This is a genomic window from Methylobacterium nigriterrae, assembly GCF_037106235.1.
GTDB lineage: Bacteria > Pseudomonadota > Alphaproteobacteria > Rhizobiales > Beijerinckiaceae > Methylobacterium > Methylobacterium nigriterrae.
On the sequence record NZ_JBAWTG010000023.1, the window covers coordinates 32,456 to 54,701 of the forward strand.

The window sequence follows — 22,246 nt, forward strand, 5'->3', positions numbered from 1 at the left end:
ACGATCCGATCCTGGCCGATCCGATCCTGGCCGATCCGCCCTTGGCCGAGCCGGTCTTCGCGGAGCCTTGGGAGGCGCAGGCCTTCGCGCTCGTGGTCGCGCTGCATGATCGCGGCCTGTTCGGCTGGAGCGAGTGGGCGCGGGCCCTCGGCGCCGAGACCCGCCGCAGCGGCCGGCCGGCCGATTACGCGGCGTGGCTCGCGACGATCGAGGGCCTTCTGTCGGCCCGCGGCATCGCGAGCCCGGAGGCCCTGGCGGGGCGCCGAGCCGCTTTCGCGCGTGCCGCCGCCGCGACGCCGCACGGGCAGCCGATCGTGCTGGAAAACGACCCGGAGGCGCGGGGCTGAGAGCGGCCGCCGGGGAGGATCCGCGCGAGGGTCTTCTTGCTGACGCGGCCTCGCCAGCGCGCGGCCCCTCGTCCACACTGCCGGGCCGCGTAACTTTCGCGCGCGGCCCGCGAGTTGCAGGCGGCTGCGCGCCGGTCTCGGGCCGTGCCGCCGAGCAACACCGCAGGGGATCTGGCTGCCATGCGCGTCGTCGTCGACCTGAACCGGTGCCAGGGCTACGCGCAGTGCTGCTACGCGGCGCCCGAGCACTTCGTCCTGCGCGGGCACGAGATCCTGTTCTACGATCCGGAGCCCCCGGCCGAGAAGCGGGCCGAGATCGCCCGGGCGGTCCAGGCCTGCCCGGTCCGCGCCATCAGCGCCCAATTGTCCGAGGCCGAGCCCGGAGCCGAGCCGTGAGCGCGTCGGCGGAGCCCGGCGACGAGGCCGGCATCGTCATCGTCGGCGCCTCGCTCGCGGGCCTGCGCGGCGCCGAGGCCCTGCGCCGCCGGGGCTACGCGGGACCGCTCACGCTCGTCGGCGACGAGCCGCACCGCCCCTACGACCGGCCGCCCTTGTCGAAGCACGTCCTCGCCGGCGAGTTGCGGCCCGACGCGACGGGCCTGCCGAACCTCCTGCCGCTCCGGGCGCGATGGCGCCTCGGGCAGGCGGCGGTCGGGCTCGACCGGAAGGCGCGCCGCATCCGGCTCGCCGACGGGGCGGAGATCCCGTTCGCGCGGCTCCTCGTGGCGACGGGGGCGCGGGCGCGGCCCTGGCCGCAGGCCGATGGCGGCGCGCTCTCCGGCGTGTTCACGCTCCGCGGTCGCGACGATGCGGCCGCGCTCCGGGCCGCGCTCGTGCGGGGACCGGAGCGCATCCTCATCATCGGCGCCGGCCTGATCGGCTGCGAGGCCGCCTCCTGCTGCCGCGATCTCGGGCTGGCCGTGACGGTGGCCGATCCGAACCCGACGCCGCTCGCCCGCTCCCTCGGCGCCTCGATCGGCGGCGCCGTCGTCGCGCTGATGGCGAGGGCGGGCGTCGCGTTCCGCCCCGGAATCCAGGTTGAGACTCTCGAGGGGGACGCGTCCGGCCATGTCCGCCGGGCGCATCTCGCGGGCGGCGGCGCGATCGAGGCCGATCTCGTGATCGTGGCCCTCGGCGCCGTGCGCAGCACCGGCTGGCTCGCGGGCGCCGGCCTCATGGCCGATCCGGGCGGCGTGACCTGCGACGGCGCCTGCCGGGTGCTCGACGCGGGCGGGACGCCGTCCGAGGACATCTACGCGGCGGGCGACGTCGCGCGCTGGCCGAACCCGCTCTACGGTGGACGCCTCGTATCGGTCGAGCACTGGGGCAACGCCGTCGAGCAGGCCGAGCACGCCGCCCGCAACATGCTGTCAGGCCCGGAGGACCAGGCGCCCTACGCGCACCTGCCGGCCTTCTGGTCGAGCCAGTTCGGCGTCAACATCAAGGCCGTCGGGCTGACCGAGGGGGCGGACGCGGTGACGATCGTGCAGGGCTCGCGCGCCTCGGGTCGCTTCCTCGCCGTCTACGGGCGGGCCGGGCACAGCATCGCGGCCGTGTCCTTCGACCAGGCGCGCTGGCTGCCGTCCTATGCCGGCCGCATCGCGGCGGGCGCGGCCTTCCCGCCGATCCTCGACGCCACCGACCAGCCCGGGATCGAGGCGCTGCCGCCGGGCTTCCCGCCGCCGAGAGCGATGCGGATGGCGCCCGCACCGGGAGGGCTCCATGCCTGACGACACCCTGTTCGCGCAGGTCATGGACCCGGCCAACCGCGCCAACCCGTATCCGCTCTACGCCCGCCTGCGCGAGACGCCGGTGTCGCGCCAGCGCGACGGCACGTACGTGGTCAGCCGCCACGCGGCGATCCGCAGCCTCCTGTTCGACCCGCGCCTCAGCTCCGAGGACATCCCGCCGTCGCGCCGCCCGAACACAGGCAACCCGTTCAGGGACTGGGTCCTGAACCGCATCAAGGACCGGATCTCCAACGCGCACCGTCCCCTGATCTTCCGCGACGCGCCGGCGCACGACGCCCTGCGCCACCTCGTGATGAATCAGTTCACGGTCGAGCGGGTCCGGGCGAGCCACCGCCGGATCGAGACGGTCGTCGACGCTCTGATCGAGCGCTGCCGCGGGCGCGACCGGGTCTGCCTCGTCAACGATCTCTCCTACCCGCTGCCCGTCGCGGTGATCTGCGAACTGCTCGGCGTGCCGGAGACGGACGAGCCGCAATTCCAGGCCTGGGCTACGCAGCTCTCCACCGCACTCGAGCCCGACGCCAGGCGGGACGAGGCGACGCGACGCGCCAACGCGGCGAATTTCGACGCGATCTCGGCCTACATGCGCTCCCTCATCCGCGAGAAACGGCGCCGGCCCGCCGACGACATGCTGTCGGGCCTCGCCAACCACGCCGATCCGGCGACCGAGCGCATGGGGCTCTACGACCTGATCGCCACCGCGGTCCTGCTCCTCGTGGCCGGCCACGAGACCACCGTGAACCTCATCACCAACGGCATGCTGACGCTCCTGCGCCATCCCGACGAGCTGGAGCGGCTGCGCGCCGACCCCGAGCGGGCGCCGCGCCTGATCGAGGAATTGCTGCGCTACGAGCCGCCCGTGCATTTCCGGACCCGCAAGGCGACCGGCGACATCGAGATCGCGGGCGAGACGATCCCGAAGGGCTCGGCCGTGGTGCTGGCACTCGCGGCGGGCAGCCGCGATCCGGAGCGCTTCCGCGATCCGGACCGGTTCGACCCGGACCGGGAGGACAACCAGCATTTCGGCTTCGGAGGCGGCCTGCACTACTGCGTCGGCGCCCCGCTCGCGCGGATCGAGGTGGAGATCGCCCTGGTGAGCCTATGCCGGCGCCTGATCGGGCCGCGCCTCGCCGAGGACCCGCCGCCCTACCGGCCCGGGGCGGCCCTGCGCGGCCCCGCGGGGCTCGAGATCCGAATCGACGGCATCGCCTGACCGTCCGCACTCAGCGGCATCCGCCCAGGGGCGCAGGCCGTCGACGGCGAGACGCTGCGCCGCGTGCCGGTAGCCGATCTCCACCACCATCGCGTAGGCCGCCCAGTCGCGCAGGTCGATGCCCGCCAGGGGAGGGCGGATCACGACGGCGGCACGCTCGCGCGCGATCGCCGCCTGCGCGTCGCTCGAGACCGTGGCGGCCCGCAGGAGGAGCTGCGCGATGCCGGGTGTCGCCTCGGATGCGCCGAGAAGTCGCCGGATCGCGCGCCCGCGCCAGCTGCGCATCGGCATCTTCTCGAAGGCGAGGTCACTGCCGACATCGACGGCGAGCACCGCGCCCCGCTCGAGGTCGGCGAGGAGATCGGCCGGCAGGTTGTTCATGGTTCCGCCGTCGACGAGGACGCCGTCATCCGTGATCACGGGCGGCAGCAGGCCCGGGATCGCGATGCTGGCGCGCAGCGCCCGGACGAGATCGCCGCGGGTGTGGACCATGGCCGAGCCCGTCGTGAGGTTCGCCGAGACGCACAGGAAGGGGAGCCACAGGTTCTCGATCCGCACGTCGCCGAAATGCTGGCGCAGGCGCGTGTCGACCTTCACCCCTCGGGTCAGCGACAGCACCGGCAGGGTGTAGTCGTTGAGCGGCGAACTCGACACGAACGCCTGCAGGATGTGATTCTGGATCTCGTCGGTGTTCCAGCCCATCGCGAGGCTTGCGGCCACCACGGCGCCGATGCTGGTGCCGCCGACGAAGTCGATGGCGTGCCCGGCCTCCGCGAGTGCGCGCAGCACGCCGAGATGGGCGAAGCCCCGCGCGCCGCCCCCGCCGAGGACGAGGCCGTGCGCCCGCCCGCTCACGAGCCGGCCGACGCGCTCGTGATCGCCGGCATGGCCCGCCCGGACCTGATGGCGCATCGCCACGGCGAGCGCGTCGATCGCCGGGTCGGCCGCGCGCGGCGAGGGGGCGTCGGCGGCCTGCTCGATCACGAGGTCGCAGCGGCGCCAGCCGTCCGGCGAGCCCATGTCGGTGCCCTTCAGGGCCGGGAAGGGCGGCTCTCCGGGGGCGGCGAGGAGGAGGACGTGGTCGGCCCGGCGCAGGCAGAGGCGGGTCCAGGCGCAGACCGGATCGTCGGCCGCGTAGACGACGCGCGCGTGCTCGGTCTCGAAGGTGTGGAACCAGGTCTCGTCCGCCCCGTCCGGCCAGGCGGCGAGCCAGCCGGTGCGGGCTCCGAGCGCCCGCGCGAGGGCCTGGCCGAAGCGCACGGCCGAGACGCCGTGCGTCACGCCGATCACCGCGAAGGTCATTGGGGCGTGAAGCGCCGGCCGCGCCGCCGCACCGCGGCGCAGCCGGTCGGCGAGCAGCCGGGCGAAGTAGAGCATCGCCCCGGGATGACGCAGGGCGAGATCGTCGAAGGCGTCCCGGCTCAGGCGCAGGAGAAGGGAGTCGCGCAGCACCGTGGCGGTGGCCGAGCGCGGCCCGTTCGAGAGGAGCGCCACCTCGCCGACGGTCTCGGGCGGTCGCAGCCGCGCGATGCGGTGGGCCGCACCCGTGGCCGGGTCGTGGCTCGCGACGCCGATCGCCCCCGAAACGAGCACGTAGAGGCTGTCGGCCTCCTCGCCCTCCTTGAACAGGATGCGTCCGCCCGGAATCGCGAGCGGTTCGAGCCGCAGCCGGATGGCCTCGGCCGTCGCGTCGTCGAGCCCGTCGAGGAAGGGGACGCGGTAGGCGGCGCGCATCAGGGTGTCGGCGCCGCTCATCCGACCAACTCCGCGGCCTTGCGCTTCAGTGCCGTGGCGGCCCCGGCATAGCCGCCCGCGCCGCCGTCGACGAAATGGAGGTGGCCCGGCCCGAGGCGGGCGGGGCTGAAGCAGGTGACGACCGCCGAATCCTGGCGCACGAGGCCGAAGCGGAGGAGGCCCGCGGCTTCCGCCGCCGCGAGCCGCTCCTCGATCCGCGCCGCCGTCCCGGGCGTGCAATCGGCCGTCATCCGCAAGCCGTCGTCGTACTTGCGGAAATCGGAATTCGCCACGACTTCGCGCAGGTAACGGCGGGGCGAGAAGCCCGGCAGGGACAGGCTGGTCCGGAAGAGGGCGGTGGAGGCGAGCGTCCGGGCGACGCGCCGGAGCGGTTCGGCGAGGCGGCTCAGCGTGGCGGGCCGGGCCGGCCCGTCCTTCAGCGCGACGCGCCGCGCCCGCCAGCCCAGGCGCGGGCCGCGGTCGGGGAGCGGATGGCCCATCCGGGGATCCGCCTCGACGAGATCGATCACCGCGCCGATCGCCTGCCGCAGAGCCGCCGGGTCGGCGCCCGCCTCCGGCACCACGATCAGCGACAGGATCACGCCGTTCCGGGCTCGCGTCGCCTCGAAGCGGCACATCAGGCCGGTGAGGTCCGGCTCCGTTCCGGGCGGCGCGGGCGGCAGCGCCTCGAGCCCGCGCTTCATCGCGGCCTCCGCCCAGGCGAGCCCGCCGCCCCGGATCATCGCGTAGGCGGCATCCGGCGATGGCGCGTAGCGGGCGACGCGCACGTCGTAGCCGGCCGCGCGCACCGTCCGCATCGGCACGAGGGCCGCCCGCAGGTCGAGGCCGAGGCGCTCGCGCACGTAGGTGATGCAGGCGGAGAAGACCGGGCGGACGACGTCGTCCTCGCCGGGCGCGAGCAGGACGCTCGCGCCGTCGCCCCCGAACACGAAGGGGAGGTCGGTGCCCGGGAGCGCGTTCTTCACCGCCGCGATGACGGCGGCCGCCGCGTAGTTGACGGAGCGGTACGCCCCCGCCTCGATGGCCCGGGTCGATCCGACGATGTCGCAGAGCCCGATCGTCCAGTCGTCCGGCAGCGGCCGGTAGAGGGCCTCGTCGAGCACCTCGTCGAAGCGCGTGAAGGCCGGAAGGTCCGCGTAGTGGAACGGGGCGAATCCGGGCGTCAGGGTCAGCATCGCTCAGGACCGTTCAGGAGCCGCCCGGCGATCCGGAAAGATCCTCCGCACAGCACGTGCGCATCCTACCAGCGCGCTGGGCCGGTGGCTCGTGCCAACTGGCATTCGCCCGGATCCGTTCGGTCGTTACGCCCGCCCGCCGGCCTCGCCGCCGGCCATACCGCTTCGGCGGGGTTCGTTCGCCGCGGCGCCCGCCGTCCGTTTCCGTACGGTCCCGGCGACCGGAGACCGGCCTCCGGCGGCGCGGTTGCCATCGGCGGAACGCCTGGGCGAACATGCGATGCCCGGGCGTCCCTGGTCTCGGGGGCTCGGCCCCTTGGCGAGGAGTGAGCGGAATGAAGGTTCTCGCGGTCCATCCCAGCGGCCTGATGTACACGAAGATTTTCCTGCGCCTGGAGCCGCTGGGTCTCGAGATCGTCGCCGGGGCGGCCCGCAGCGCCGGACACGACGTCCGGCTGATCGACCTGCAGGTCGAGACGCACGCGGATTTCCACCGCCTCGTGCGCTCCTTCCGGCCGGACGTGATCGCCTTCTCGTGCAATTACCTCGCGAACGTTCCCGAGGTGATCGACCTCGCCAAGGCCGCCAAGCACGAGGTGCCGCGCGCCTTCGTCTTCATCGGCGGCCACAGCGCCTCCTTCACCGCGCACGAACTCCTCGAACACGCGCAGGGCGCGGTCGATTGCGTGCTGAAGGGCGAGGGCGAGGCGGTGCTGCCGGCCTTCCTGGAGGCCGTCGAGCACGACCGCAAGGCGGTCTCCAGCGTGCCCGGCGCCGTCACCCTCGACGGCGAGGGCCCGGCCCCCGGCTTCGTCGCCTCGCTGGACGATTCCCGGCCCGCGCGCGATCTGCTGCGCCACCGGCGCAAGTACTTCATCGGCGTGCTGGATCCTTGCGCCTCCGTCGAGTTCGCGCGCGGCTGCCCGTGGGACTGCACCTTCTGCTCGGCCTGGACCTTCTACGGCCGCTCCTATCGGGCGATGAGCCCGGAGCGCGCCGTGGACGAGGTCGCCTCGATCGCCGAACCCGGCATCTTCCTCGTCGACGACGTCGCCTTCGTTCACGAGAAGCACGGGCTCGCCATCGGCGAGGGCCTCGCGCGGCGCGGCATCAAGAAGGAATATTACCTCGAGACCCGGGGCGACGTGCTCCTGCGCAACAAGGAGGCGTTCCGCTTCTGGAGCACGATCGGGCTCAAGTACATGTTCATCGGGCTCGAGGCGGTGGACGAGGAGGGCCTGAAGAAGTTCCGCAAGCGGATCGCGCTCGACAAGAACTTCGAGGCGCTCGAATTCGCCCGCTCCCTCGGAATCACGGTGGCGATCAACCTGATCGCCGACCCGGACTGGGACCACGACCGTTTCGAGACCATCCGGCAATGGTGCCTGGAGATCCCCGAGATCGTGAACATCAGCGTCAACACGCCCTATCCCGGCACCGAGATCTGGCGCACCGAGACGCGGCCCCTGCAGAGCCTCGATTACCGGCTCTACGACATCCAGCACGCGGTGCTGCCGACGAAGCTGCCGCTGCACGAATTCTACGCCGAGCTCGTCAAGACGCAGCAGGTCCTCAACCGGAAGCATCTCGGCTGGCGCGCGCTCGCCGCCACCGCCGGCATCTCGGCGCGCCACCTCATGCGCGGACAGACCAATTTCCTGCGGATGCTGTGGAAGTTCAACAGCGTGTTCGACCCGCGCCTGCAGCTTGCCGATCACGCCCGCGAGGTGCGCTACGCGATGCGGCCGCCGCCGGCCCAGGCGGTCGCCAAGATCGACCCGCGCGCGCTCTACATCCACCCGCCGCAGGGACGGAGGGGTCGGGCCTCGCTCGACGACGCCAGCGAGCGCTTCGTCGAGGAGACCCGCATGGGCGCGGCAGCGCCCTGATCCGCGCGGGCGGGCGAGAGGCGTCCGGCAAGCGCGGCGCGAGGCTCGGCGGCGTCTCCTGCACCGCCCCACCGCCAACTCCTGCCCGCGGGACCGAGGAGGGTCACGTCGAGGGGAGTGCGGTCGATACAGTAGAGCCGCAGAAAAGCGTGAGTATAAGTTCATCCGCTGAAGATCGATCGGCGTAATTTCGACCTCTTCCGAAACAGGTTTCCGTCCGCGCGCGTTGCGCCTGTGACACGCGACGGAACGCGGCCGACGGGAGTGGCAGGTGGCGGATTTCGCCCGCGCGCGCGAGCGCATGCTGGCGCGCCAGATCGAGGGGCGCGGCATCGCCGACAGGCGCCTGCTCGACGCGATGCGCGCGGTGCCCCGAGAGGCGTTCGTACCCGAGGACATGCGGGAATTCGCCTACGAGGACGGCCCGCTGCCGATCGCGGCCGGCCAGACCGTTTCGCAACCCTACATCGTGGCCCTGATGCTGGAGGCCGCCGAGATCGGTCCGGATGACCGCGTCCTCGAGATCGGAGCGGGCTCTGGCTACGCGGCCGCCGTGATGAGCCGGCTGGCGGGAAGCGTCCTGGCGATCGAGCGGCACCGGGTGCTCGCCGAGGAAGCGCGCGGGCGCCTGGCCCGGCTCGGCTACGACAACGCCACCGTGCGGGAAGGGGACGGCACCCTCGGCGCGCCCGAGGACGCGCCCTTCGACGCGATCGTGGCCGCGGCCGGCGGACCCTCCGTGCCGGATACGCTGCGCCGCCAGCTCCGGCTGGGCGGGCGCCTCGTCATGCCGGTCGGCTCGCGCGAGCACGCCCAGACCCTCGTCAAGGTGGTGCGTCTGGGCGAGGATGCATTCGCCGAGGAATCTCTCGGGCCGGTGAGCTTCGTCCCGCTGATCGGCGCCCACGGCTGGAGCGACGGCATTGCGGCCGAGCCGTCGCGCGCCGAACCGATGCAGGCAAGGCGGGCGCGGCGCGGGCCGGTGCCCGCCGCGCCGCTGCCCGAGCTCATCCGAGAGGCGGCCGAGCCGCTGCCGAACCTCGACGATCCGGCCTTCGGCCGGCTGATCGACCGCTTCGGGCGGTCCCGCGTCGTGCTCCTCGGCGAGGCGACCCACGGAACCTCCGAGTTCTACCGGGCACGGGCCGCCATCACCCGGCGCCTCGTCGAGGCGCACGGCTTCAGGATCGTGGCGGTCGAGGCCGACTGGCCGGACGCGGCGACCGTCGACGCCTACGTACGGGGGCGCCCGCGCCGGGGCGGGCCGGCTCCCTTCGGGCGGTTCCCGACCTGGATGTGGCGCAATGCGGAGGTTCGGGATTTCCTGGGCTGGCTGCGGGAGCACAATTTCGCGATGCCCGAGGCGTCGCTGCGCGCGGGTTTCTACGGGCTCGACCTCTACAGTCTCTCGGCCTCGATCGAGGCGGTGCTCGCCTACCTCGACGAGCATGATTCCGAGGCCGCCCGCGTCGCCCGCGAACGCTACGGGTGCCTGACCCGCTGGCAGCACGATCCCTCGACCTATGGCCGCGCCGCCCTGAGCGCGGGCTACGCGCTCTGCGAGGAAGCCGTCGTCGCCGCGTTGCGCGATCTCCTCGCCCGCCGGCTGGAGGAGGCCGAGGCCGCGCGCGAGGCCCTGTTCGACGCGACCCAGAACGCGCGCCTGATCGCGGCGGCCGAGCACTATTACCGCGCGATGTATTACGGCTCGGACGAATCCTGGAACCTGCGCGACCGCCACATGTTCGAGACGCTCCGCAACCTGCTCGACGCCGGCGGAACGGAGGCGCGGGCCGTGGTCTGGGCCCACAACTCGCATATCGGCAACGCGGCCGCGACCGAGATGGGCGTGGTCCGCGACGAGATCAATCTGGGCCAATGCTGCCGCGAGCATTTCGGCCGGGATGCCGCGCTGATCGGCTTCGGGACCGATCGGGGCACCGTGGCGGCGGCGTCGGACTGGGACGGCATCCTCGAGATCAAGCGCGTGCGCCCGGCCCTGCGCGACAGCTTCGAGGCCCTGTGCCGCGAATCCGGGGAGCCGTCCTTCCTGCTCGACCTGCGCGCGGGGCGGCACGAGGCCCTCCGCCGTCGCCTGCTCGATCCGCGCCTGCAGCGCTTCATCGGGGTGATCTACCGGCCCGAGACCGAGCGCTGGAGCCACTACCTCGAAGCCTCCGCGCCCGAGCAGTTCGACGCCTGGATCTGGTTCGCCGAGACGCGGGCGGTCACGCCGCTGGGGCCCGAGACCCGGGCAGGCACGCCCGAGACCTTCCCGTTCGGGCTCTGAGCGGCCGGGCTCAGGCGTTCTGATGCCGCTCGCGGGCGCTCTCCTCGCCGGCGGAATGGCCGCTCCCGTGAGGAACGGCGAAGCGGGGATGGCGGACCACGATGGCCGGCCTCGCCTGGCGCACGGGCGGCAGGTCCGGGTACCAGATCTTCACGTGCGTGCCGGCGCGGGGGTCAATGATGGTGAGCGTCATCGCCATCTCCTCTTCCATGCCGCGAGCATCGCGCCATCGCGCCCCGGCGGCTGTGACGAGGATCACGCCCGCGGATCTCCTGCCTTCGGACGCGGCAGGAATGGATCTCATCTGCATTTTTGAGGACGGGTGCGGGCGAACGCGAGTACGCCGAAGTAGAACGGCGTTCCCGGCGCGTGATCATCCGCCGACTCGGCCGGTCCGGACAGTCGTGCGGAGCTGTCCGACCGAGGCTGCACCGGTCGCCGACCGACCGAGCAAGTCGCCTGTCGCGAGTCTCGGCTGCGTCGGGTTACAGCGCCAGGCCGGATTTGCTGTATTAATAATTCTCGTCCTTGTCGCTCGCGGATCCGCAGGCCAAGATCACGCCCCGGCGGCCAGCCTGAAACGAGAGCCGCCGGACCCGCCCGCGGGTGGCCGACGCCCCGGGGACGATCCTCAGGACCGTTCCCGGCGACCGCCCGAACCGCGTTCGCGCGAGCCGAGGCCCCGGGCAGCCATGGGAGGATCTTTCACGATGACACGACGCAATGGCCTGGCGCTCGCAGCGATGCTGGCGGGAACGGCGGCGACGACGCTTCCGGCAGCGGCCCAGGATCCGGCCTTCTCGGGCGGCACCATCAAGATCGGCGTCCTCAACGACCAGTCCGGCACCTACGCGGAGTTCGGCGGGCGCTCCTCCGTCGAGGCGGCCAAGATGGCGGTGGAGGATTTCGGCGGCAAGCTCAACGACATCCCGATCGAGATCCTCTCGGCCGATCACCAGAACAAGCCCGACATCGCCTCCTCGATCGCGCGCAGCTGGTACGACCGGGACGGGGTCGACGCGATCGTGGATCTGACGACCTCCTCGGTGGCGCTCGCGGTACAGGGCCTGTCCAAGGAGAAGAAGAAGATCACCATGGTGACGGGCGCGGCCACCAGCGAGCTCACCGGCAGGCAATGCACGCCCTACGGCTTCCACTGGGCCTACGACACCCGCGCGCTCGCGGTCGGCACGGGCGGTGCCCTGGTGCAGCAGGGCGGCGACACCTGGTTCTTCCTCACGGCCGACTACGCCTTCGGCTACTCGCTCGAGGAGGAGACGAGCCGCTACGTGAAATCGAAGGGCGGAAAGATCCTGGGCAGCGTGCGCCACCCGCTCTCGGCGCAGGATTACTCCTCCTTCCTGCTCCAGGCGCAGGGCTCGGGCGCGAAGGTGATCGGGCTCGCCAACGCCGGCAACGACACCGCGAACGCCATCAAGCAGGCCTCGGAGTTCGGCATCACCGAGGGCAACCAGCGCCTCGCCGCGCTCCTGTTCACCCTGGCGGAGGTGCACGGCCTCGGCCTCAAGGTCGCCCAGGGGCTGACCCTGACGGAGGGCTGGTACTGGGACCTCACCGACGAGAGCCGCGCCTTCGGGCAGCGCTTCATGAAGCGCACCGGCAAGATGCCGAACATGGTCCATGTCGGCACCTACTCGGCGGTGCTGCAATACCTCAAATCCGTGAAGGCCGCCGGCACCGACGAGACCGACGCCGTGAACAAGCAACTCCATTCGCTGCCGGTGGACGACGTCTTCGCGCATGGCGGCAAGGTCCTGCCGAACGGGCGCATGGTCCACGACATGTACCTGTTCCAGGTGAAGAAGCCCGCCGAATCGAAGGGCGAGTGGGATCTCTACAAGCACCTCGCCACGATTCCGGGCGCCGAGGCCTTCGCCAAGGCCGAGGAGAGCGGCTGCCCGCTGACGGTGTCGGCGCGCTGAAACGCCCGCGGACGGGAGCGCCGCGCGCGCCGCGCGGCGTCATCCCCTCGGCCAGGCGAAGAGGGCCTGCGCCTGCGCGACCTCGGCGCCGATGAAGGCCGCGACCTCGCGGATATGGGCGGCCTTCCGGTGGTCCTCGTGGATGTGCATGTGGAACGTGCGCGTCAGGGAGAGCGACTCCGGCAGCACGACGGCGAGGTCCGGGTGGGATGCCGCGATGAAGGCCGGTAGGATGCACAGGCCGGCGCCCGCGAGCGTGGCGTAGACCTGAGCCAGCAGGTTGGTGCTGCGCAGGCGGGCCGACACGTCCGGGCCGATCACGTTGAGGTAGTTGAGTTCGCGGGCGAACAGCATGTCCTCGATGTAGCCTACGAAGGGATGCCGGACGAGGTCGGCGCTCGTCCGGATCGGCGGGGCCGCGTCGAGGTAGCGGCGCGCCCCGTATACGAAGAGCCGGTAGTCGGTGAGGCGGCGCGCCACCACCCGCGCCTGGTCCGGGCTCGACAGGCTGATCACGATGTCGGCCTCGCGCTTCGACAGGCTGAAGATCCGGGCAGTCGCCATGATCTCGATCTCCAGCCCCGGATGCCGCTCGGCGAGGCGGTGCATCCGGGGCGCCAGGAACATGCTGCCGAAGCCGTCCGGCGCGCCGATGCGCACGGTGCCCACGATCGTGCGGCCGGTGCTGCCCGCCGCCGCGGTGGCCGACACGAAGGCGCTCTCCATCGCTTCCGCCGCGGCGAGCAGGCCCTCGCCGGCCTCCGTCAGGGCGTAGCCGACGTGGCTCTTGTGGAAGAGGCGGCTGTTCAGGCGCTCCTCCAGCGCCAGGATGCGCCGCGCTACCGTGGTGTGCTCGGTGCCGGTCCGCACCGCCGCGGCCGTCAGCGTGCCGGCACGTGCCACCGCCAGGAAGAAGCGCAGGTCGTCCCAGTTGTGGCCCGGCTTCCGGCTGCTCATCGGTGCCTCGTCGATCCATGACGGACCATGTCGGCTCGGGCCGGCACTGTGCATCGATGCACAATGGATGGGAAGCGGACGCGCTTTATCGTGCGCGGATTGCTGCTACCCTCTCACGTAAAACCGGGCCGCACGATCGGCCCGGGTCCGGGGAAACGGCAGAAGGAGCGCGGCCATGCGCGCGATCGGGCATTTCATCGGCGGCCGTCAGGTCGAGGGGACGAGCGGGCGCTACGCCGACGTGTTCTACCCGACCACCGGCGAGGTCCAGGCTCGCGTGGCGCTGGCGAGCGCCGGGGAGATGCGGGCGGCGATCGAGAATGCCGCGCAGGCGCAACCCGCCTGGGCCGCGCAGAACCCGCAGAAGCGCGCCCGCGTCATGATGCGCTTCCTCGAGCTGATCCGCGCCGAGATCGATTCCCTCGCGGAACTCCTGGCGAGCGAGCACGGCAAGACGGTGCCGGACGCCAAGGGCGACATCCAGCGCGGCGTCGAGGTGGTGGAGTTCGCGGCCGGCATCCCGCACCTCCTCAAGGGCGAGTACACGGAAGGGGCGGGGACCGGCATCGACGTCTACTCGATGCGCCAGCCGCTCGGCGTCGTCGCCGGCATCACCCCCTTCAACTTCCCGGCGATGATCCCGCTCTGGAAATGCGCGCCCGCCATCGCCTGCGGCAACGCCTTCATCCTGAAGCCGTCCGAGCGCGACCCGTCGGTGCCGATCCGGATCGCCGAGATCTTTCTGGAGGCGGGGCTGCCTCCGGGCATCCTCAATGTCGTCAACGGCGACAAGGAGGCCGTCGACGCGATCCTCGACGACGAGGACGTCCGGGCGGTGGGCTTCGTGGGCTCGTCCCAGATCGCCGAATACATCTACGTGCGCTCGGCCCAGACGGGGAAGCGCGCCCAGTGTTTCGGCGGCGCCAAGAACCACATGATCGTGATGCCCGACGCCGATATGGGCCAGGCGGTCGACGCCCTGATCGGGGCCGGCTACGGCTCGGCCGGCGAGCGCTGCATGGCGATCTCGGTCGCGGTGCCTGTCGGCGAGGCCACGGCCGACCGGCTGATGGAGCGCCTGATCCCGCGGGTCGAGTCCCTGAAGATCGGCCCCTCGCACGATGCGTCCGCCGATTACGGCCCGCTCGTCACCCGCGAGGCGGTGGAGCGCGTGCGCGGCTACATCGACACCGGCCTGCGCGAGGGCGCCGAGCTTTCGGTCGACGGGCGCGACTTCAGGCTCCAGGGCTACGAGAACGGCTTCTACATGGGCGGCTCGCTGTTCGACCGCGTCACCCCCGACATGACGATCTACCGGGAGGAGATCTTCGGCCCGGTCCTCTCGGTGGTGCGGGCGAAGGATTACGAGGAGGCGCTGGCGCTGCCCTCGACGCACCAGTACGGCAACGGCGTCGCGATCTTCACCCAGGACGGCGACGCGGCGCGCGATTTCACCGCCCGGGTCAATGTCGGCATGGTCGGCGTCAACGTGCCGATCCCGGTGCCGATCGCCTACCACACCTTCGGCGGCTGGAAGCGCTCGGGCTTCGGCGACCTGAACCAGCACGGGCCGGACGCGATCCGCTTCTACACGAAGACCAAGACGGTGACGTCGCGCTGGCCCTCCGGCATCAAGAGCGGCGCCGAGTTCTCGATCCCGACCATGCGCTGAACGAATACGGGAGGCGTGCCGTGGATTTCGAGCTCGACGAGGACAGGGCCGCGATCCGCGCGATGGCGGCCGGATTCGCCGCGGAGGAACTGGCGCCGCGCGCCATCGAATGGGACCGGGCGCGCCACTTCCCCGTCGATACCCTGCGGCGGGCTGCGGCGCTCGGCATGGCCGGCATCTACGTCGGCGAGGAGCACGGCGGCTCGGGGCTGACCCGCCTCGACGCGGCGCTGATCTTCGAGGCGCTGGCGAGCGGCTGCCCGACGGTGGCGGCCTTCCTGTCGATCCACAACATGTGCGCCTGGATGATCGACGTCTTCGGCGACGCCGAGCAGCGCCGGCGCTGGCTGCCCGGCCTGATGTCCATGGATTCGATCGCGAGCTACTGCCTCACCGAGGCGGGCTCCGGCTCCGACGCGGCGAGCCTGCGCACGCGGGCCGAGCGGCGGGGCGACAATTACATCCTGAACGGCGAGAAGCAGTTCATCTCGGGCGCGGGCGCGAGTGATCTCTACCTCTGCATGGTGCGCACTGGCGGGGAGGGACCGAGGGGCATCTCGGCGATCGTCGTGCCCAAGGACACGCCCGGCCTCTCCTTCGGCGCGAACGAGCACAAGATGGGCTGGAACGCGCAGCCCACCCGCGCGGTGATCTTCAGCGACGCCCGCGTGCCGGCCGAGAACCGCCTGGGACCCGAGGGCGAGGGTTTCCGCTACGCCATGGCCGGGCTCGACGGCGGGCGCCTCAACATCGCCGCCTGCTCGCTCGGCGGCGCGCAGGCGGCCCTCGACAAGTCGGTCGCGTATCTCGCCGAGCGCCGCGCCTTCGGGCGGCAGCTCGCGGAGTTCCAGGCCCTGCAATTCCGCCTCGCCGACATGGCGACGGACCTCGAAGTGGCGCGCACCTTCCTGTGGCGCGCGGCATCGGCGCTCGACGCCAAGACCTCCGGGAGCCCGGCGCCCGACGTGACCCGGCTCAGCGCCATGGCGAAGCGCTTCGTCACCGACGCGGCTTTCGCGGTCGCCAACGAGGCGCTACAGCTCCATGGCGGCTACGGGTACCTGACCGAATACGGCATCGAGAAGATCGTCCGCGATCTGCGCGTCCACCAGATCCTGGAAGGCTCGAACGAGATCATGCGGGTGATCATCGCCCGCTCGCTCCTCGGGGGGCGCTGATGGGCCAGGACGTCATCGTCGAGGCGACGGGGAGCCTCGGGCGCATCCGCCTGAACCGGCCGAAGGCGCTCAATGCGCTCACCCACGCCATGATCGGCGCCATCGACGCAGCCCTCGACCGCTTCGCCGAGGATCCCGCCATCGGCGCCGTGCTCCTGAGCGGAGAGGGCGAGCGGGGCCTCTGCGCGGGCGGCGACCTGCGCTCCCTCTACGAGAGCGAGGGCACGGGCTTCGCGGAAGACTTCTGGCGCGACGAGTACCGGCTCGATGCCCGCATCGCCCGGTTCGGGAAGCCCTTCGTGGCCCTGATGGACGGGATCACGATGGGCGGCGGCGTCGGCGTCTCGGCCCATGCCCGCCACCGCGTCGTCACCGAGCGCTCGCGGATCGCGCTGCCGGAGACCGGCATCGGCTACCTGCCCGACGTCGGCGCGACCTGGCTGCTGCCGCAGGCGCCGGGCGAGGTCGGCACCTATCTCGGGCTCACCGGCGAGCCGGCCGGCGCGGCCGATGCCCTCTACGCGGGCCTCGCCGACCTGATGGTGCCGGGCGCGGCGTTGCCGGAGCTGGTCGCGGCGCTCGCGCGCCTCTCCCCGGACGCCGGCCATGACGGCGTGCGGGCCCTTCTCGACGATCACGCGCAGGCGCCCGGTCCCGCGCCGCTCGCGCAGGCCCGCGCGCTGATCGACCGCTGCTTCGCCTACGACGCGGTGGACGAGATCCTGAGCGCGCTCGCCGCCGACGGATCGGACTTCGCCCTCCGCACCCGCGAGACGCTGCTCACGAAGGCCCCCGCGAGCCTCGTCCTGACGCTCTGCCTGCTCAGGCTTGGGCGAGGGGCGCCCTCGCTCGAAGCCTGCCTCGAGCGCGAGTTCCACGCCTCGCTGGCGCTTCTCGCCGAGGGCGACTTCCGCGAGGGCATCCGCGCCGCGGTGATCGACAAGGACCGAAGGCCCCGCTGGTCGCCGGCGACGCTGGGCGCCGTCGACCCGGCCCGGATCGCGCGCTGGCTGGAGCCGCGGGCCGAGCCGGTGTTTTCAAAGGCGCGTACCGGACCGATCTGACGGGAGACCGACTTCAGGACCCGCGCCCTCATCCTGGAGGCGCCCGCGCAGCCGGCCTCGAAGGAGGGCTCCAGCGGGCGCGCGATGTCAGGAGGATTCCTTCGAGGCCCGCTGCGCGACGGCACCTCGGGATCAGGCCGTCGGTGGGAGGCGCACACGACGTAGCAGGGAGGACAAGGGATGGCTGGGACCATCGGGTTCATCGGGCTCGGCAACATGGGCGGGCCGATGGCGGCGAACCTCGCGAAGGCGGGATTCTCCGTACGGGGCTTCGACCTCGCGCCGGCCTCGCTGGAGGCCGCTCGCGGAGCCGGGATCGCGGTGGCGGGCTCCGCGCTGGAGGCGGCCGAGGGCGCCGAGACCGTGATCACCATGCTGCCGGCCGGGCGGCACGTGGTCGAGGTTTGGACGCAGCTCGCCGGGAACCTGCCGGCCGGCACGCTGCTCATCGATTCCTCGACCGTCGACGTGGACAGCGCCCGCAGGGCGCACGCGCTGGCGGACGCGCGCGGCTGTCCATCGATCGACGCGCCGGTCTCCGGCGGCACCGGCGGCGCAAAGGCCGGGACGTTGACCTTCATGGCGGGCGGCTCCGAGGCCGCCTTCGCGCGGGCCGAGCCGATCCTCAAGGCGATGGGCCGCGCGATCTTCCATTGCGGCGGGGCCGGCGCGGGCCAGGCCGCCAAGATCTGCAACAACATGATCCTCGGCATCTCGATGATCGGCGTCTGCGAGGCCTTCGCTCTGGCCGAGAAGCTCGGCCTGTCGCGCCAGGCCCTGTTCGACGTCGCGTCGGTCTCGTCCGGACAGTGCTGGTCGCTCACCACCTATTGCCCGGTGGCGGGGCCGGTTCCGACCTCACCCGCCAATAGCGGCTACAGGCCGGGCTTTGCAGCGAGCCTGATGCTGAAGGACCTGCGCCTCGCCCAGGCCGCGGCCGGCGCGGCCGGGGCCTCGACACCGCTGGGCGCGGAGGCCGCGCAACTCTACGCTCTGTTCGAGGGCCTCGGGCACGGGGGAGACGATTTCTCCGCCATCATCAACCTGCTCCGGGGCCGCGACACGGGAGACCAGGGCTGATGGCCTACGAGACGATCCTCACGGAGACGCGCGGGCGCGTCCTGCTGATCACGCTGAACCGCCCCAAGGCGCTCAACGCCCTCAACCGGCAGCTCACCGAGGAACTCATCGCGGCCGCCTGCGAGGCCGACGCCGACCCGGATATCGGATGCATCGTCCTGACGGGCTCGGACAGGGCCTTCGCGGCCGGCGCCGACATCAAGGAGATGCAGGACGCGAGCTACGCGCAGATGTACGCGAGCGACCATTTCGCGGCCTGGGAGCGGTTCGCGGCCCTGCGCACGCCGGTGATCGCGGCGGTGGCCGGCTACGCCCTCGGGGGCGGCTGCGAGCTCGCCATGATGTGCGACTTCATCCTGGCCGCCGACACCGCACGGTTCGGCCAGCCCGAGATCAAGCTCGGCGTGATGCCGGGGATCGGCGGCAGCCAGCGGCTGACCCGGTTCGTGGGAAAGTCCAAGGCCATGGAGATGTGCCTTACGGGCCGCAACATGGACGCGGCCGAGGCCGAGCGCTCGGGCCTCGTGTCCCGCGTGGTGCCGGCCGACGAGCTCCTCGGCGAAGCGATGCGCACGGCCGAGGCCGTCGCCTCGATGTCGCTCCCGATCGCCATGATGACCAAGGAGGCGGTCAACCGCGCCTACGAGACGACGCTCACCGAGGGCATCCGCTTCGAGCGCCGCGTCTTCCACGCCACCTTCGCCACCGAGGATCAGAAGGAGGGCATGGCCGCCTTCGTGGAGAAGCGCCAGCCGAAGTTCCGGAACGCCTGAGATTGTGCTGATTCCGAGGGACCGAGACTGCTTCGAGAGCAGACATGATGCGATGAATTGATGCAATAATATCCAAAAAAGATCTGGGAGAACGGCCATGCCGAGCTTTCGTGAGGCGCGCGATTTTCTGCTGACGCATCGCACCGATTACGAGACCGCCTATGACGGTTTCCGCTGGCCGGACGCTGCCGCGTTCAACTGGGCGCTCGACTGGTTCGACGCCGACCTCGCCGGGAATCCAGAGAGTCGCGACCGTGCGGCGCTCTGGATTGTCGATGCGGCCTCGGGTGCCGAGACGAAGGTCAGCTTCGCCGAGATGAGCGCGCGCTCGAACCGGGTGGCGAATCACCTGCGGTCGCTCGGACTCGAGCGCGGCGACCACCTGCTCCTGCTCCTCGGCAACGTTCCGCCCCTGTGGGAGACGATGCTGGCGGCGATGAAGCTCGGCGTCGTCGTCATCCCGGCCACGACCTTGCTCACCGCCGAGGAACTGGCCGATCGGCTCGATCGCGGCCGGGCCCGCATGATCGTCGCGGGTCCCGAGCAGGTCGCGAAATGCGACGCGCTCGACACCGAGGGCGTGATCCGGGTCGTGACCGGCCCGGCGGCGCCGGGCTGGCACGCCTACGCGGAGGCCGACGCGGCCTCGGAGCGCTTCACGCCGGACGCGCCGACCGGGGCCGAGGAACCGCTCCTCCTCTACTTCACCTCGGGCACTACCGCGAAGCCGAAGCTCGTCCGCCACAGCCACCGCTCCTATCCGGTCGGCGCGCTCTCCACCATGTACTGGCTCGGCCTGCGACCCGGCGACGTGCACCTGAACGTCTCCTCCCCCGGCTGGGCGAAGCACGCCTGGAGCTGCTTCTTCGCGCCCTGGAATGCCGGCGCCACGGTGTTCATCTGCAACCAGGCGCCGTTCAGCGCCAAGGCCCTGCTCGCCGTGATGGCTCGCTGCGGCGTCACCACGCTGTGCGCGCCGCCGACCGTGTGGCGGCTGGTGATCCAGGAGGACCTGACCGCGGACAGATTGGCGCTGCGCGAGGTCTGCGCGGCCGGCGAGCCCCTGAATCCCGAGGTGATCGAGCGGATCCGTCATGCCTGGGGTCTCACCATCCGGGACGGCTACGGCCAGACCGAGACCACCGCCCAGATCGCCAATTCACCGGGCCAGCCCGTTACGGTCGGGGCGATGGGCCGGCCGCTGCCGGGCTACCGGGTGCGCATTCTCGACCACGACGACCACCCGGCGCAGGAAGGCGAGGTCTGCCTCGCGCTCGGCGCCGACCGGCCGGCCGGCCTGATGCAGGGCTATCAGACGGAGACCGGTGGGGTCGCGCCCGTTGCAGGCGCGGTCTACCGCACCGGCGACGTCGCCTTCCTCGACGAGGACGGCTACCTCACCTTCGTGGGGCGCTCGGACGACGTCTTCAAGTCGTCGGGCTACCGCATCAGCCCGTTCGAGCTCGAGAGCGTGCTCATCGAGCACGAGGCGGTCGCCGAGGCCGCGGTGATCCCGGCGCCGGACGTGATCCGCTCGGCCATCCCGAAAGCTTTCGTCTCCCTCGTCGGGGGCGCCGAGCCGAGCCGCGAGATAGCACTCGCTATCTTCCGCTTCACCAACGCCCGTCTCGCGCCGTTCAAGCGCCTGCGCGGCATCGAGTTCGTGGAGGAACTGCCGAAGACCATCTCGGGTAAGATCCGTCGCGTTCAACTCCGCCGCCTCGAGCACGAGGGCCGTACCGAGGACGTCTATCGGGGCATCGCCTTCAAGCAGTCCGACTTTCCGGAGCTGCGCGAAGGCCAGGAGAAGACGTAGCGAGCCGTTCAGGCGACCTGCGAGGCTTGCGCGCTCACGCAGCGCGCTCGGCGAGGCGAGCTCGCGCTGCGCTCCATCTCCCGAACCGGGAGAGAGGGCGTCCGCTCCGATCCAGGCACGATGCGGTGAGCCACCGCGACATCGTGCTAAATCGTCAGTCGCTCGACCGCGACGGCGGTCGCCTCGCCGCCGCCGATGCAGAGGCTGGCGATGCCGCGCCTGAGATCGTAGGTTTTCAGCGCGGCGAGCAGCGTCACGAGGATGCGCGCGCCCGAGGCGCCGATCGGGTGGCCGAGCGCGCAGGCGCCGCCGTGGACGTTGACGCGGTCGTGGGCGAGGTCGAGGTCGCGCATCGCCGCCATGGCGACCACCGCGAAGGCCTCGTTGATCTCGTAGAGGTCGACATCCCCGGCCGTCCAGCCGACCCGCTGCAGGAGCTTGCGCATGGCGCCGACCGGGGCCGTAGTGAACAGGTTCGGGGCCTGCGCGTGCGAGGCGTGGCCACGGATCGCCGCGAGGGGGGTCAACCCGCGGCGCTCGGCCTCCGACGCCCGCATCAGCACGAGCGCCGCCGCGCCATCCGAGATCGAGCTCGAGTTCGCCGCCGTCACGGTGCCGCCCTCGCGGAAGGCCGGACGGAGTGAGGGGATCTTATCGGGACGCGCTTTTGCCGGCTGCTCGTCCTCGGCGATCGCGCGGTCGGCCTTCGGGCCGCCGACGCTCACGGGCACGATCTCGTCCCGGAAGCGTCCCACCTCGGTCGCCTCCCGGGCCCGGGCGAGGGAGGCGAGGGCGTAGTTGTCCTGGGCCTCGCGGGTGAACTGGTAGGATTCGGCGCAATCCTCCGCGAAGGTCCCCATCAGGCGTCCGCGGTCATAGGCGTCCTCGAGGCCGTCGAGGAACATGTGGTCGCGGACTGTGCCGTGGCCCATGCGGTAGCCGGCGCGCGCGCGGTCGAGGAGGTAGGGGGCGTTCGTCATGCTCTCCATGCCGCCCGCGACCGCGATGCCCGTGCTGCCGATCGCGATGGCGTCGTGGGCGAGCATGACCGCCTTCATGCCGGATCCGCACATCTTGTTGATCGTGGTCGCGCCCGCACCGAGCGGGAGCCCGGCGCCCAGCGCCGCCTGGCGCGCCGGGGCCTGGCCCTGGCCCGCCGGGAGCACACAGCCGAACACGACCTCGTCCACCTCGTCCGCGGGCAGCGCGGCGCGCACGAGCGCCGCCTGAATCGCGGCCGCGCCGAGGCGCGGGGCCGGCAGGTCCGCGAAGGCCCCCTGGAGCGCGCCGATCGGGGTCCGGGCCGCCCCCACGACGACGATTGGATCCTGCATGGCGGTCTC

At 71.8% G+C, this 22,246-nt stretch carries 18 protein-coding genes; 13 read left to right on the plus strand and 5 right to left on the minus strand.

Annotation, left to right across the window (positions count from 1 at the left end; translation table 11 throughout):
- Window positions 1-26: 26 nt before the first annotated feature.
- The 4 genes from WDW90_RS14300 to WDW90_RS14315 all read left to right on the plus strand — a co-directional run bounded on the left by WDW90_RS14300 (window position 27) and on the right by WDW90_RS14315 (window position 3,311).
- A complete protein-coding gene (locus tag WDW90_RS14300) occupies window positions 27-347 on the plus strand; it encodes a nitrile hydratase accessory protein (protein WP_336488097.1) in 321 nt (106 codons plus the stop codon).
- Window positions 348-527: 180 nt separating this feature from the next.
- Window positions 528-743 carry a ferredoxin gene (locus tag WDW90_RS14305; RefSeq protein WP_336488064.1) on the plus strand — a complete coding sequence of 72 codons (216 nt, stop codon included), beginning with the start codon at window positions 528-530 and terminating at the stop codon, window positions 741-743.
- Window positions 740-2,077, plus strand: coding sequence for an NAD(P)/FAD-dependent oxidoreductase (locus tag WDW90_RS14310; RefSeq protein ID WP_336488065.1), 1,338 nt, complete (start codon window positions 740-742; stop codon window positions 2,075-2,077). Before WDW90_RS14305 ends, WDW90_RS14310 begins: the two co-directional genes overlap by 4 nt.
- Window positions 2,070-3,311 (plus strand): cytochrome P450, encoded by a 1,242-nt coding sequence (locus WDW90_RS14315; RefSeq protein WP_336488066.1) that lies wholly within the window; start codon window positions 2,070-2,072, stop codon window positions 3,309-3,311. The genes WDW90_RS14310 and WDW90_RS14315 overlap by 8 nt, the downstream gene beginning before the upstream one ends.
- Here WDW90_RS14315 and WDW90_RS14320 read toward each other — a convergent pair.
- Window positions 3,198-5,066, minus strand: coding sequence for a patatin-like phospholipase family protein (locus WDW90_RS14320; protein WP_336488067.1), 1,869 nt, complete (start codon window positions 5,064-5,066; stop codon window positions 3,198-3,200). The genes WDW90_RS14315 and WDW90_RS14320 overlap by 114 nt on opposite strands.
- Window positions 5,063-6,241, minus strand: a complete 1,179-nt coding sequence (locus WDW90_RS14325) for a DUF3095 family protein (protein WP_336488068.1) — start codon at window positions 6,239-6,241, stop codon at window positions 5,063-5,065. Before WDW90_RS14325 ends, WDW90_RS14320 begins: the two co-directional genes overlap by 4 nt.
- Before the next feature lie 335 nt (window positions 6,242-6,576).
- Between WDW90_RS14325 and hpnR the strand changes: the two genes are divergently transcribed.
- A complete protein-coding gene (hpnR, locus tag WDW90_RS14330; RefSeq protein WP_336488069.1) occupies window positions 6,577-8,130 on the plus strand; it encodes a hopanoid C-3 methylase HpnR in 1,554 nt (517 codons plus the stop codon).
- Between the two features lie 271 nt (window positions 8,131-8,401).
- Window positions 8,402-10,420: a protein-L-isoaspartate(D-aspartate) O-methyltransferase gene (locus tag WDW90_RS14335; protein ID WP_336488070.1), complete on the plus strand. Its 2,019-nt coding sequence runs from the start codon at window positions 8,402-8,404 to the stop codon at window positions 10,418-10,420.
- A 10-nt stretch (window positions 10,421-10,430) separates the two neighbouring features.
- Here WDW90_RS14335 and WDW90_RS14340 read toward each other — a convergent pair whose 3' ends face one another.
- The gene (locus WDW90_RS14340) at window positions 10,431-10,679 is read right to left on the minus strand and encodes a hypothetical protein (protein ID WP_336488071.1); all 249 of its coding nucleotides are present in this window, start codon (window positions 10,677-10,679) and stop codon (window positions 10,431-10,433) included.
- Between the two features lie 451 nt (window positions 10,680-11,130).
- Here WDW90_RS14340 and WDW90_RS14345 point away from each other — a divergent pair, with 451 nt between their 5' ends.
- Window positions 11,131-12,363, plus strand: coding sequence for an ABC transporter substrate-binding protein (locus WDW90_RS14345; RefSeq protein WP_336488072.1), 1,233 nt, complete (start codon window positions 11,131-11,133; stop codon window positions 12,361-12,363).
- 39 nt (window positions 12,364-12,402) lie between these two features.
- Here WDW90_RS14345 and WDW90_RS14350 read toward each other — a convergent pair whose 3' ends face one another.
- Window positions 12,403-13,320 (minus strand): LysR family transcriptional regulator, encoded by a 918-nt coding sequence (locus WDW90_RS14350; RefSeq protein WP_336488073.1) that lies wholly within the window; start codon window positions 13,318-13,320, stop codon window positions 12,403-12,405.
- Window positions 13,321-13,495: 175 nt separating this feature from the next.
- Here WDW90_RS14350 and WDW90_RS14355 point away from each other — a divergent pair, with 175 nt between their 5' ends.
- The 6 genes from WDW90_RS14355 to WDW90_RS14380 all read left to right on the plus strand — a co-directional run bounded on the left by WDW90_RS14355 (window position 13,496) and on the right by WDW90_RS14380 (window position 20,903).
- Entirely contained in the window at window positions 13,496-14,992 is a 1,497-nt protein-coding gene (locus WDW90_RS14355) for a CoA-acylating methylmalonate-semialdehyde dehydrogenase (protein ID WP_336488074.1), read from the plus strand.
- A gap of 20 nt (window positions 14,993-15,012) precedes the next feature.
- Window positions 15,013-16,170, plus strand: a complete 1,158-nt coding sequence (locus tag WDW90_RS14360; protein WP_336488075.1) for an acyl-CoA dehydrogenase family protein — start codon at window positions 15,013-15,015, stop codon at window positions 16,168-16,170.
- Entirely contained in the window at window positions 16,170-17,234 is a 1,065-nt protein-coding gene (locus WDW90_RS14365) for an enoyl-CoA hydratase/isomerase family protein (RefSeq protein ID WP_336488076.1), read from the plus strand. Before WDW90_RS14360 ends, WDW90_RS14365 begins: the two co-directional genes overlap by 1 nt.
- 180 nt (window positions 17,235-17,414) lie before the next feature.
- The gene (gene mmsB, locus WDW90_RS14370; RefSeq protein WP_336488077.1) at window positions 17,415-18,314 is read left to right on the plus strand and encodes a 3-hydroxyisobutyrate dehydrogenase; all 900 of its coding nucleotides are present in this window, start codon (window positions 17,415-17,417) and stop codon (window positions 18,312-18,314) included.
- Window positions 18,314-19,087: an enoyl-CoA hydratase gene (locus tag WDW90_RS14375; RefSeq protein WP_336488078.1), complete on the plus strand. Its 774-nt coding sequence runs from the start codon at window positions 18,314-18,316 to the stop codon at window positions 19,085-19,087. The genes mmsB and WDW90_RS14375 overlap by 1 nt, the downstream gene beginning before the upstream one ends.
- Before the next feature lie 97 nt (window positions 19,088-19,184).
- The gene (locus WDW90_RS14380) at window positions 19,185-20,903 is read left to right on the plus strand and encodes an AMP-binding protein (protein ID WP_336488079.1); all 1,719 of its coding nucleotides are present in this window, start codon (window positions 19,185-19,187) and stop codon (window positions 20,901-20,903) included.
- A gap of 146 nt (window positions 20,904-21,049) precedes the next feature.
- Here WDW90_RS14380 and WDW90_RS14385 read toward each other — a convergent pair whose 3' ends face one another.
- On the minus strand, window positions 21,050-22,237 hold the full coding sequence (locus tag WDW90_RS14385) for an acetyl-CoA C-acyltransferase (protein WP_336488080.1): 1,188 nt from the start codon (window positions 22,235-22,237) through the stop codon (window positions 21,050-21,052).
- Window positions 22,238-22,246 lie beyond the last annotated feature (9 nt).